Here is an 11,559-nt window from a genome sequence, read left to right on the forward strand (position 1 = left end):
GCGGGTTGCCCGGCACGAGTGGACCCTCGTGGTGCTCGCGTCACTGCCGCTGTCCGCCGCGCTGACCTGGCCGACGCTGCGCGACCCGGCCGGCACCCCTCCCGCAGGACACCGGCGACCCGACCCTGCAGGCGTGGCAGGTCGCCTGGGGCGGGCACGCGCTGCGCACCGACCCGGCCCACCTCTGGCACTCGAACACGTTCTTTCCCGAGCCGTACACCTACGCCTACTCCGACACCCTGCTGGGCTTCGCCCCGTTCGCGCTGGTCGGCGAGGGGCCGGTGGCCGCCGTCGTCCGCTACAACCTGCTCTACGTGCTGGTGCACGCGCTCGCCTTCGTCGGGGCCTACGCGCTGTCGCGGCAGTTGGGGGCCGGACGGGCCGGGGCGGCGGTGGCCGGGGCGTCGTTCGCGTACGCGCCGTGGAAGCTGGCCCAGGCTGGGCACCTGCACGTGCTCGGCATCGGCGGGGTGGCCCTCGCGCTGGCCATGCTGGCCCGGGGCCACGGCTGGTCGCTGCGCCACGGGTACCGGCCCGACCGGGTCCGTCCGGGCTGGGCGGGGGCCGGCTGGGCGGTCGCCGCCTGGCAGGTCACCCTGGGCTTCGGCATCGGCCTGCCGTTCGCGTACGTCCTGGGTCTGCTCGGCCTCGCCGTCGCCGGGGCGTACGCCGTCACCATCGGCCTGCCGTTCGCGTACGTCCTGGGTCTGCTCGGCCTCGCCGTCGCCGGGGCGTACGCCGTCACCTGGTGGCGGCGCCGGTCCCGGCCGGCGGTTCCGCGCGGCCTGCTCCTGGCCGATCTGGCCGGGGTCACCGGGTTCGCCGGGGTGAGCCTGCTGATGGCGGCGCCGTACCTGGAGGTGGTGGCCCGCCATCCGGCCGGCCGGCGAACGGCCGCGCAGGTGGCGATGTTCTCCCCGCCGGCCCGTGGTTTCCTGACGGCGCCGACGGAGTCGTGGCTGTGGGGGCGAGCGGCACGGCGCGGAACGGGCGACGCTCGGCTTCCCGGGAGAGATGACCCTGCTGCCCGGCGTGGTGCTGATCGCGCTGGCGGTGGCCGGGCTGGTCTTCTCGGCCTGGCGGGTGTGGCAGCGGGTCGCGTTGGCCGCCGGGGTGCTGGTCAGCCTCGCCCTCGCGGCGGGGACCAGTTTCGGCGGCGACGGCGACCCGGGCTACCTGACCCTGATGCGGCACCTGCCGGGCTGGGACGCCCTGCGCACCCCGGGCCGGCTGGTGCTCTGGACGACGCTGCTGCTGGGCGTGCTGGCCGCCGGGGCGCTGACGGTCCGGGAGTCGCCGCCGGCCGGGGCCGGTCGCAGGGACTGGCGTCGGTGGGGGCGGGTGGCGCTGGTGCTCCCGGCGCTGCTGGTGCTGGCGGAGGGGGTGAACCGGACCCCGCACGTGCCGGTGCCGGCGCAGCCGGTGGCGTTGCGCGGCGTCGCGGGCCCGGTGCTGGTGCTGCCGCTGGGCGGCATCCGCGACTACCACGTGATGCTCTGGTCGACCGACGGCTTCCCGTCCACGGTCAACGGGCTGGCCTCGTTCACTCCGGACAGTCAGCAGCGGATCCGCGCGGCCGGCACGGGTTTCCCGGACGCCGGGTCGGTGGCGTACCTGCGGGCGGCCGGCGTGCGCACGGTGGTGCTGCTGCCGCGGTACGCGACCGGCACGCCGTGGCAGGGCGCGGCGGCCCGTCCGGTCGAGGGGCTGGGGGTCCACCGCGAGCGGGTCGGCGACGCGGTGGTCTACCACCTCGACCGGGCGAGCTGACTGGGAGCGCTTCCACAGAGGCCGCCGCAGCGGTTAGGGTGAATGTGCCTCGGCAAGCGGGAGCCAGCGTGCCGGCGGGGAGCCAGGGCAGCTCTTCGCGCCCGTCGACGTCCCCGGGACGTCGCGTCCCCACCACCCTGGCAATCCCCGAGAGGAACCGCAGATGCGGAGAAGTCTCGCCGGCGCGGTCACGTCCGTGCTCGCCGCCGCCACGGCCGTCGTGGCCGTGCAGTTCACCGTCGCACCGTCCACCCCGGCCGCGGCGGCCGCCGCCGAGCCGTACAGCTGGCGCAACGTCCGGGTCGACGGCGGCGGCTTCGTCCCCGGCATCGTCTTCAACCAGACCGAGAAGAACCTGATCTACGCCCGCACCGACATCGGCGGCGCGTACCGCTGGGAGCAGGCCAGCCAGTCGTGGACGCCGCTGCTGGACTGGGTGGGCCCGGACCGGTGGGGCTACAACGGCGTGGTCAGCCTGGCCACCGACCCGGTGCAGACCAACCGGGTGTACGCGGCGGTCGGCATGTACACCAACGACTGGGACCCGAACAACGGCGCGATCCTGCGCTCCGCGGACAAGGGCGCCAGCTGGCAGGTCACCGAGCTGCCGTTCAAGAACGGCGGCAACATGCCCGGCCGGGGCATGGGGGAGCGGCTGGCCGTCGACCCCAACCGCAACAGCGTCCTGTACTACGGCGCCGAGGGCGGCAACGGCCTGTGGCGCAGCACCGACTTCGGGGCGACCTGGGCGAAGGTGGCGAACTTTCCCAACGTCGGCAACTACCGGGCCGACCCCAGCGACCCGGCCGGCTACAACGGCCAGAACCAGGGTCTGACCTGGGTGAGCTTCGACAAGAGCACCGGCACCGCCGGCACCGCCACGAAGACCATCTACGTCGGCGTGGCCGACAAGGAGAACCCGGTCTACCGCAGCACCGACGCGGGCGCCACCTGGGAACGGATCGCCGGCCAGCCCACCGGGTACCTGGCCCACAAGGGCGTCGTCGACCCGGTCGGCGGCTTCCTCTACATCGCCACCAGCGACACCGGCGGCCCGTACGACGGCGGCAAGGGCGACGTGTGGAAGTTCAACCGGGCGACCGGCGCGTGGACCCGGATCAGCCCGATCCCGTCCACCAGCGCCGACGACTACTTCGGCTACTCCGGCCTGACCATCGATCGGCAGCGGCCGAACACCCTGATGGTCGCCACCCAGGTCTCCTGGTGGCCGGACGCGATCTTCTTCCGCAGCACCGACGGCGGCGCCACCTGGACCCGGATCTGGGAGTTCGGCAGCTACCCGAACCGGACCAGGCGCTACACCATGGACGTCAGCTCGGTGCCGTGGCTGACCTTCGGCCTCAACCCGTCCCCGCCCGAGGAGACCCCGAAGCTGGGCTGGATGAACGAGTCGGTGGAGATCGACCCGTTCGACTCGAACCGCTTCCTGTACGGCACCGGCGCGACCATCTACGGCAGCACCGACCTCACCAGGTGGGACACCGGCGGGCAGTTCACCATCAAGCCGATGGTCAAGGGGCTGGAGGAGACCGCCGTCCTCGACCTGATCAGCCCGCCCTCCGGCGCGCCGCTGGTCAGCGCGCTCGGCGACATCGGCGGCTTCCGCCACACCGACCTCGCCGCGGTCCCGTCGATGATGTTCACCCAGCCGGGGTTCACCAGCACCACCAGCCTGGACTACGCCGAGACCAAGCCGGCGGTCATGGTGCGGGCCGGTAACGTCACCGACTCGGACCGGCCGGGCGACAGCCACGTCGCCTTCTCCACCGACGGCGGGGCGAACTGGTTCCAGGGCGGCGAGCCGTCCGGGGTCGACAGCGGCGGCACGGTCGCCGCGTCGGCCGACGGCAGCCAGTTCGTCTGGGCACCGGGCGATGCCGGGCAGCAGGTCGTCCGTTCGGTCGGCTTCGGCGCCTCGTGGACCGCCGCCACCGGCATCCCGGCCAACGCGGTGATCGAGTCCGACCGGGTCAACCCGAACCGGTTCTACGGCTTCAGCGGCGGCAGGTTCTACGTCAGCACCAACGGCGGGGCCAGCTTCACCGCGTCGGCCGCCACCGGGCTGCCGAGCGCCGGCAGCGTCAAGTTCAAGGCGCTGCCCGGCCGGGAGGGCGACATCTGGCTGGCCGGTGAGGGCGGACTGTGGCGCTCCACCGACGCCGGGGCCAGCTTCACCAGGCTGGGCGCCGTCAGCTCGTCGGTCAACGTCGGCTTCGGCAGGGCGGCGCCCGGGCAGACGTATCCGGCGGTGTTCCTGGTCGGCGCGGTGGACGGCAAGGCCGGCGTGTACCGCTCGGACAACGCCGGCGGCGGCTGGGTGCGGATCAACGACGACCAGCACCAGTACGGCAACGCGGGCGAGGCGCTGACCGGCGACCCCCGGGTCCACGGCCGGGTGTACCTGGGCACCAACGGGCGCGGCATCCTCGTCGCCGACCGGCTCGGCGGCACCCCGAGCCCCACCCCGACCAGCCCGACGCCGACCCCGACCTCACCCAGCCCCACTCCGACGCCGACGTCGCCGAGCCCGTCACCGACCACCCCGTCGAGCGGCTGCGCGGCCACATACCGGGTGACCGGGTCGTGGCAGGGCGGCTTCCAGGGCGAGGTGGTGGTGCGCAACTCCGGCACCGCGCCGATCGCCGGCTGGACGCTGGGCTGGACCTTCGCCGACGGGCAGCAGGTCACCCAGCTCTGGGGCGGCTCGTACACCCAGACCGGCGCCGCCGTGTCGGTCCGGGACGCCGGCTGGAACGGCGCGCTCGGCGCCGGCGCCACCACCAGCGTCGGCTTCCTCGGCAGCTCGAGCGGCAGCACCGGCGTACCGGCGGTCACCTGCACCAGCCGCTGACCCGGCCGGCGCGACCGACCGTGCCACGCGACGTGGCGGTGCCCGGAGTCCCGGACACCGCCACGTCGTTCTGATCCAACCGGGCAGTCCCCGGCGTGCCGTCGGTCAGCCGTCGAGGCCGACCGGTGAGTTCGGCCGGTCCACGTCGACGAACTCGATGTCGTCGACGGCCCGACCGTCCCGGCTGCCGGCGGCCCGCGCGGCGGTCCCGGCGGCCCAACCGATCGCGGCCCCGACCAGCGCCGCGCTGATCAGCAGCGTCCACGGCAGGGCCGGACGGCGCCCGGCGAGCGCGTCGAAGGCGAGTGTGGCCCGACGCCGGGCCTCGTCGGCCGCCGAGCCCACCAGGTCACCGGCGTCGGAAAGGTGGGTGCCGCCGCGGACCGACCGCGCCGTGTCCCGCACGCTGTCACCGGCAGAACCGACCGCCGAGACCAGCTGCTGCCAGGCCTGGTCGGCGATCCGCTCCGGCTTGCTGCGGCGCTCCAGCAGGTTGCTGCCGAACATGGGTACCTCCTCGGGGTGCCGAAGTCTACGGCCACTTCGGACGTCGACGTCTGCGGCGCGTCACGGTCGCCTGTCCCGCCAGTGCCCATCCGGGACGCGCCGCAAACCCGGGTCGGAACCTCAGCGGACCATGACCACCGCGACGCCGCGGGCGAAATCGTCATCGTCATCGTCATCGTCGTCGTCCCCGCCGCCGAAGCCGCAGGCCAGTACGAGAGCGAGCAGCGCGCCGACACCGGCCAGGCCGAGCAGTCTCTTGAGCATCGATCGTTCCTTCCGTCGTGGTGGAACCCTCGCCCGCCGACCCTAGGCGGGTCGGGCAACACCGGAGGATCGGCGCGCACCGGGGCTCGCCGGGCGAGCCGGGTACGGAAACGACTGGACCGGGGTCGCTACCCTGGGTCGGTTGGAGCGGCCGAACCCGGTCGCTCGTTGGAATGAACGGGACCAGGAACAACTCGGGGGAAAACGGTCCGGTCCGTCCGGATCCGCGAATTGCTCACCCCGGGGGGTGGCGACCGAGGCCGTCGGAGGAATACTCTCGGTCGCGGCCCGCGTACTGATGAGGCGCCCGTTGACGGGCGAGTGGAGGTGCTCGCGTGAGCCTGTCGATCGTGAAGTCGGTTCTGCCGGGTGGTGTCATGGAGATCGCTCCGCGAGGGGAGATCGACGTCGACACCGCGTACGAGGTGCGTGAGGCGATCGCCGAGGTGCTCGCGAAGGGCCGTCCGTCCCGGATCGAGCTGAACATGCGACTCGTCACCTTCATCGACTCCGTCGGCATCAGCGCCATGGTGGCCGGGTTCCAGACGGCCGAGGTGAGCGGCGTCAAGCTGGTGGTCACCGAGCCCAGCCGGTTCGTCCACCGGCAGCTCTGGGTCACCGGCCTGCTCGGCCTCTTCGGCGCGCCGGAGCCCTACTTCGCCGGCCATGCGGCCCCGACCCCCGAGGTCCTCCCCGGCGCCTGACGCCGGCACCGCCGGCCCCCACGTGGCGCGGTCAGTCGCCGCCCAGACCGGAGAGGTCCACGTCGGCGACCTCGGTGACCGCCCGGACGGCGGTGACGGAGGCGTACCCGGCGGCCAGCAGGGCCAGGTCGGTGCCGGGCTGCACGGCCTGCCCCGGCTCCTCCAGCGAGGTCCGTACGAAGCCGTGCCCGGACTCGGCCACCGTCATCTGCACCTGGCCGAAGCTGGCCAGGGTGCCCCGCCGCACGCCGCGCAGCCGCCCGTGCGGCAGGTCCGGGGCGTTGACATTGAGCACGCTCTCCACCGGCCCGGCGGTCAGCCGGGGCAGCAGGTCCAGCGCCACCCGGGCGGCGGTGTCCCAGTGCCGCTCCGCGTCGCGTACCCGGGCGGCGGCGGAGACCGCGGCCCCGCCGCTGACGGCGGTGGCCTCGCCGACGGAGAGCACGTCCAGCGAGACGGCCATGGCGCGGCAGCCGTTGGCGGCGGCGGTGAAGGCCGCGCCGACCGTGCCGGAGTGCAGCACCGCCCGGCCGGCGTTGGCGCCCCGGTTGATCCCGGAGAGCAGCACCGTCGGCGGCGGCCCGAAGGCCCCGTGCACGGCGATCAGCGCGATGAAGCCGGGCGACCCGCCGACCCCGTACGCGGGCACCCCGGGCAGCTCCGGCAGCGGATGGTCGCGCACCACCACGTGCCCCTCCCGCTCCACGGCGGTCATCGAGGCGCTCGTGCCGCTCGCCTCCTCCAGCGGAGCGGCCACCACCACGTCCAGGCCACGCTCGGCCGCCGCCCGGGCCAGCGCCAGGATGCCCGGCGCGGCGATCCCGTCGTCGTTGGTGACCAGCACCCGCAGCGTCACCGGTCCACCGCCCGGTCGGCCAGCTCGTCCGGGGTGGTCCGCTCCTGCGGCCGGCTGCCGGCCGGCACCAGGCGGACCCGGTCGACCAGGCCGGCGATGGTGTCCAGCCGGCCGGTGCCCAGCCCGTGCCGGGTGACGTTCAGCGCCCCGGCCGCCGCGCCGGTGCGGATCGCGGTACGCACGTCGCCGCCGCCGGCGACCACGGCGCCACCCCGGCGGTCATCGAGTCGCCGGCCCCGCGCGGGTCGGCCGCCTCCAGCCGGGGCATCTCCACCTCGAACACCTCCCCGTCGACCAGGGCGAGCGCCGGCCGGTCGGCCCGGCTGACCACCACGTTCTCGGCGCCGGAGGCGTGCAGGTCGTACATGGCGCGGGTGAGTTCGTCCTCCTCCGCGCCGGTGGACCGCCCGTCGGCGATCAGCTCCTCGTGGCTGACCTTGAGGAAGAACACCCCGCTGGCCAGCACGGCGGTCAGGTGCTCGCCGGCGAGGTCCACCACCACCCGGCCGCCGTTGGCGCCCAGGTCGGCGGCGAAGCGGCGGTAGAGGTCGGCCGGGACGAGCGAGGGTTCGTTGGGGCCGCTGAGCACGCTCACCGGGGCCCGCAGCCCCTCACCGAGCGAGAGGTTGTAGAGCTCGTCCAGCTCGTGCCGGCTCAGCGGCGCGCCGACCACGTCGACGATCTCGTGCCGGGTGCCGTCGCGCCGGTCGTGCACGTAGCCGCCGCTGCACGAGTCGCGCCGCACCACCCGCAGGTCCACCCCCTCGGTGGCCAGCAGCGGCTCCAGCACCTGCCCGAGCTCGCCGCCGAGCGTCGTGCAGAGCACCACCGGCACCCCCAGCGACATGATCATCCGGGCCTGCCAGACGCCCTGCCCGCCCGGGTGCAGGTGCAGTTCCGGCTGGTCGCTGGGCTGGTCGACGGTCACCGTCAGCCGTGGCGTCGGAGCGAAGACCATCACGTGCCCGCTCATCCGTCGTACCCGTCCATGCCCCGCCTCCCGTGGCCGTCGCCGGCCGGATTCCCCGCCGGGGCACCGTCATGCCGCCTGCGATTGCCAGCCCGGCCGTCGTACGGGACGATCGGGCGACCGACGAGGGGTGGAGGGTGGAGTGGTCCGGCGGGAGTCGTTCAGCTACACGGTGCAGGCGCGCTGCTCACGGGCGGACGCGGTGGCGCTGTTGAGCGATCCCGCCCGGCAGGAGGAGCTGCATCCGCTGATCGTCCGGGTGCGCCGGCTGCCGACCCGTCCGGGCGCGCGGGCCAGCTACGCCATCACCGACCGGCTGGAGCTGGGGCCGCTGCGGTTCCCGGTCACCTACCAGGCCGACGTCCTGGTGGTCTCCGACGACGAGATCGTCACGGTGGCCCGGCAGCAGCCCGGCACGACCGTGCGCAACCACACCCGGCTCCAGGAGGAGGGCGACGTGCTGCGGATCGACGTGGAGATCACCCTCTCCGCGCCGGCGCCGCTGTTCGGGTACGCGTTCCGCCAGGCCCGGGCCGCGCACCTGGGCCTGGCCAGCCGGCTCGGCCCGGTGCTGGACCGGAAGGCCGACGGCGGCCCGGTCCCGAGCTGACCCCCCCCGGTCCAGTCAGCGGCGGCCGGCGGGTGCCGCCGTCCGGCGGGGCGGCGGGACAGCCCGGCGGTTGCGGCCCCACGGCTTCCAGGTGGAGATCACGGTCATGGTGACCAGCAGGCCGGTGGAGACCGCGGGGGCGACCACCACGTCGATGCGCTGGTGCGCGGTGGCGTCCGGTCCGGCGGCGGCGCGCAGGTTCGGCGTCAGCGCGAAGAGCACCAGGCCGATCATCACCGTGGTGAGCACCAGCTTGACCACCACCCAACGCCAGCGCAGCAGTCCCCAGGGGGTCAGCAGCGCGCTGGTCACGCCGACCACCCAGACCAGCACGCTCAGCGGCGCGAAGAGCCAGGTCGCGACCAGCGCCGCCGCCGGGTAGACCACCTCCGGGTCGGCGCCGCGCAGCCCGGCGATGCCGAGGGTGAGCAGCACGAGGTCCGCGCCGAGCCAGCCCAGCGCGGTCACCAGGTGCAGGGTGAGCAGGGTCTTGCGGCCGTCGGGGGAGAGTCGGGTCATGCCTTGATGCTCGCCCGGCCGTCGCGCTGCGTCGTGGGCCGGTCGACGACATCCCGGGTACGTCGACGCGCGTACGACGGGGCCCGTCCGCCTCGGACGGGCCCCGCCGCGGGTCGGTCAGTAGACCGACAGGTGCACGTGGTTGGTGTGGTCGCTGGACGGGTCCCCGCCGGCCCCGCTGTACGACTTCCACCCGCTGCTGGGCAGCCAGATCTGCCGGTACCAGATCACGTAGAGCACGGCGAGCCGGTCGGAGTTGCGGATGAAGTACGCGGCCAGGTTGTTGCCGTACGTCTTGTCGCCGCCGGTCGCGTCGCCGCCGAAGCCGCTCTTCTGCGCCGCGAAGTCGCAGGCCCGGCCCTTGGGGTGCTCGCCGGAGCCGCTGGGGCGGTAGCAGGAGACGTACCGGGTGAAGCCGGCCGCCTGAGCCTGCTGCAGCGCGTTGAGCATGCGCGGGGTGATGCAGCCGTTGGCCGGGGTGGGGTCGTTGACGCTGCACGACTCCGACGGCCAGGAGCCGTCGGGGTTGCGCGGCGCCGCCTTGGCGTTGGCGGTGGAGGTCCCCGCGTTGGAGCCGCCGCCGGCGCTGGCGGCGGGCTTGTCGGCGGCGGCCACCGCCAGGGCCCGTTCGGCCTGCTGCTTGCGCTTGGCCATCACCGCGACCTGCTTGCGCTGCTCGACGAGCTCCTTGTCGAGCGCGCCCCGGGTGCGGGTGGCCTCGTCGCGGGTCCGGATCAGGTTGCGCAGCTCCCGGTCCTCGTTGGAAGCCACCGTCTCCAGCGCCGCCGCCCGGTCCAGGAAGCCTTCCGGGCTGGAGCTGTTGAGCAGCGCCGACACCGGCCCGAGTCGCCCGGTCCGGTACGCCACGCCGGCGATCTCGCCGACCTTGCCCTGCCGGACGGTCAGCTCCGACTCCATCGTCTTGAGCTGGTTGTTGAGTTCCTGCTGCCGCTTGGTGGAGCGTTCCAGCGCGGCCTTGGCGTCGATCCAGCCCTTGCTGGCTGCGTCGAGCTGGGCGCGCAGTGCCGGGGTGCCGCCCTCCTCGTCGTTGCCGGGGGCGGCGGCGAGCCCGGTGGCGGGGGGAGCGGCCGTCGCCGGGACCGGCGCGGACGACACCCCGAGGGCGAGCGTCGCGACGACCGCGGCCACCAGCCGTGCGGTGGTACGTCGTACGTGCATGCACATGTCCTTCCGTCAGCCGCCGACCGGGTTAGCTGACGGGTTCGGGACGGAAGATCCCTACCGCTGACGCGGATGCACCCCACGAACATGGTTCCCCGGCTCGCCCTGGCAGGCGATTAGGCGACGGCCACCGCCGGCACCGGAGGGTGCCGCCTGGCGGAGGCCGGGACCGAGCCTACCGGTACGGGTGTGACACCCGCCCGTTTCGTGACTGAGGGTACTGGAGTGAATCGTGGTGTAGGTGGCACAACCGGACAATAGGTGTCCGATTTTGTCACCACTCGACCTGCCCACAGGCGCCGGGGGCGGCCCCCGGCTCGATCTGGAGGGTGGCGTGCTCGATGTGGAAGTCCTCGTGCAGGGCGGTGCGGGCGGCGGCGAGCACCGTGCCGACCTCGGCGCCGGGGACCATGGTGAGGTGGGCGGAGGCGACCTCCATGCCGGAGGTGAGCGTCCAGACGTGCAGGTCGTGCACCTCGGCGACGCCGGGGACGGCGGTCAGCCGGTCGTGCACGGCGGTCACCTGGAGATGCTCCGGGGCGGCCTGGACCAGGATGCGCACCGCCGCGCGGCCGAGCCGCCAGGTGCGGGGAAGGATGAACAGGCCGATCGCGACCGCCACCGCCGGGTCGGCCCACCACCAGCCGGTGCCGGCGATGAGCAGCGCGGCCCCGATCACGCCCAGCGAGCCGAGCAGGTCGCCGAGCACCTCCAGGTACGCCCCGCGCAGGTTGATGCTCTCCCGCGCCCCCTCGCGCAGCAGCGCGAACGCGACGAGGTTGGCCAGCAGGCCGAGCACCGCCACCGCCAGCATCGGCCCGGTCCGCACCTCCGGCGGGTCGCCGAACCGGCGGACCGCCTCGATCAGCACGTAGATCGCCACCCCGCTGAGCAGGGCGGCGTTGGCGAGCGCGGCCAGCACCTCGAGCCGGTAGAGCCCGAAGGTGCGCTGCGGGTCCCGGTCGCCGTGCCGGGTGGCGGTGATGGCGGCCAGCGCCATGCCGATGCCGAGCACGTCGGTGAACATGTGCCCGGCGTCGGAGAGCAGGGCCAGCGAGCCGGTGCCGAACGCGGTGACCGCCTCGACCACCATCAGCGCGGCGAGCAACGCGAAGGCCGCCCAGAGCCGCCCCCGGTGCCGGTGCGCCGCGTTCGAGACCGACCCGTGGTGGTCATGACCTGCGCCCACGCCCACACCCTCCGTCGCCCCGCCGGCCCGAACCCAATCTATGCTCACATCGCTATGTATGCAACTAACCCCCACGGCCATGCCGCGCCCGCACTTTCCGAGAAAGCGTGGCTATT

Annotated in this window: 9 protein-coding genes, 2 pseudogenes and 1 riboswitch; of the genes and pseudogenes, 4 read left to right on the forward strand and 7 right to left on the reverse strand. The window is 74.0% G+C overall.

The genetic code is table 11. From position 1 onward, the window contains the following. Both JNW89_RS37650 and JNW89_RS14940 read left to right on the forward strand, forming a co-directional pair. Positions 1–1,770 (forward strand): annotated as a pseudogene (locus JNW89_RS37650) (hypothetical protein); the annotation flags it as partial. Between the two features lie 163 nt (positions 1,771–1,933). Then, positions 1,934–4,642, forward strand: coding sequence for a cellulose binding domain-containing protein (locus JNW89_RS14940; protein WP_238448481.1), 2,709 nt, complete (start codon positions 1,934–1,936; stop codon positions 4,640–4,642). Positions 4,643–4,747: 105 nt separating this feature from the next. On the opposite strand, the gene JNW89_RS14945 is transcribed toward JNW89_RS14940, so the two are convergent. Both JNW89_RS14945 and JNW89_RS14950 read right to left on the reverse strand, forming a co-directional pair. Beyond that, positions 4,748–5,149, reverse strand: coding sequence for a hypothetical protein (locus JNW89_RS14945; RefSeq protein ID WP_238449398.1), 402 nt, complete (start codon positions 5,147–5,149; stop codon positions 4,748–4,750). A 120-nt stretch (positions 5,150–5,269) separates the two neighbouring features. Beyond that, the gene (locus tag JNW89_RS14950) at positions 5,270–5,413 is read right to left on the reverse strand and encodes a hypothetical protein (RefSeq protein ID WP_238448483.1); all 144 of its coding nucleotides are present in this window, start codon (positions 5,411–5,413) and stop codon (positions 5,270–5,272) included. A gap of 335 nt (positions 5,414–5,748) precedes the next feature. On the opposite strand from JNW89_RS14950, the gene JNW89_RS14955 reads away from it, so the two are divergent. Further along, positions 5,749–6,117 carry an STAS domain-containing protein gene (locus tag JNW89_RS14955; protein WP_088960906.1) on the forward strand — a complete coding sequence of 123 codons (369 nt, stop codon included), beginning with the start codon at positions 5,749–5,751 and terminating at the stop codon, positions 6,115–6,117. A gap of 31 nt (positions 6,118–6,148) precedes the next feature. Here the strand turns inward: JNW89_RS14955 and surE are convergent, their stop codons facing one another. Together surE and JNW89_RS14965 are read right to left on the reverse strand one after the other, a co-directional pair. Next, the gene (gene surE / locus JNW89_RS14960; protein WP_238448484.1) at positions 6,149–6,973 is read right to left on the reverse strand and encodes a 5'/3'-nucleotidase SurE; all 825 of its coding nucleotides are present in this window, start codon (positions 6,971–6,973) and stop codon (positions 6,149–6,151) included. Next, positions 6,970–7,946 (reverse strand): annotated as a pseudogene (locus tag JNW89_RS14965) (PfkB family carbohydrate kinase). Before JNW89_RS14965 ends, surE begins: the two are co-directional and overlap by 4 nt. Before the next feature lie 139 nt (positions 7,947–8,085). On the opposite strand from JNW89_RS14965, the gene JNW89_RS14970 reads away from it, so the two are divergent. Then, positions 8,086–8,553, forward strand: coding sequence for an SRPBCC family protein (locus JNW89_RS14970; protein ID WP_238448485.1), 468 nt, complete (start codon positions 8,086–8,088; stop codon positions 8,551–8,553). Between the two features lie 15 nt (positions 8,554–8,568). Here JNW89_RS14970 and JNW89_RS14975 read toward each other — a convergent pair whose 3' ends face one another. The 3 genes from JNW89_RS14975 to JNW89_RS14985 all read right to left on the reverse strand — a co-directional run bounded on the left by JNW89_RS14975 (position 8,569) and on the right by JNW89_RS14985 (position 11,443). After that, on the reverse strand, positions 8,569–9,072 hold the full coding sequence (locus JNW89_RS14975; RefSeq protein ID WP_238448486.1) for a hypothetical protein: 504 nt from the start codon (positions 9,070–9,072) through the stop codon (positions 8,569–8,571). Positions 9,073–9,189: 117 nt separating this feature from the next. Beyond that, positions 9,190–10,251: a hypothetical protein gene (locus JNW89_RS14980; protein ID WP_238448487.1), complete on the reverse strand. Its 1,062-nt coding sequence runs from the start codon at positions 10,249–10,251 to the stop codon at positions 9,190–9,192. 4 nt (positions 10,252–10,255) lie between these two features. Then, positions 10,256–10,387, reverse strand: a riboswitch (cyclic di-AMP (ydaO/yuaA leader). 141 nt (positions 10,388–10,528) lie between these two features. After that, positions 10,529–11,443, reverse strand: coding sequence for a cation diffusion facilitator family transporter (locus tag JNW89_RS14985; RefSeq protein WP_238448488.1), 915 nt, complete (start codon positions 11,441–11,443; stop codon positions 10,529–10,531). Positions 11,444–11,559: the final 116 nt, after the last annotated feature.

Source organism: Micromonospora sp. 4G55, assembly GCF_016803375.1.

What these genes read in the sequence shown, in the direction of transcription:
- JNW89_RS14950 (WP_238448483.1), bottom strand. Translation starts at nt 5,413, where the DNA reads ATGCTCAAGAGACTGCTCGGCCTGGCCGGTGTCGGCGCGCTGCTCGCT.
- JNW89_RS14945 (WP_238449398.1), bottom strand. Translation starts at nt 5,149, where the DNA reads ATGTTCGGCAGCAACCTGCTGGAGCGCCGCAGCAAGCCGGAGCGGATC.
- JNW89_RS14975 (WP_238448486.1), bottom strand. Translation starts at nt 9,072, where the DNA reads ATGACCCGACTCTCCCCCGACGGCCGCAAGACCCTGCTCACCCTGCAC.
- JNW89_RS14980 (WP_238448487.1), bottom strand. Translation starts at nt 10,251, where the DNA reads ATGCACGTACGACGTACCACCGCACGGCTGGTGGCCGCGGTCGTCGCG.
- JNW89_RS14940 (WP_238448481.1), top strand. Translation starts at nt 1,934, where the DNA reads ATGCGGAGAAGTCTCGCCGGCGCGGTCACGTCCGTGCTCGCCGCCGCC.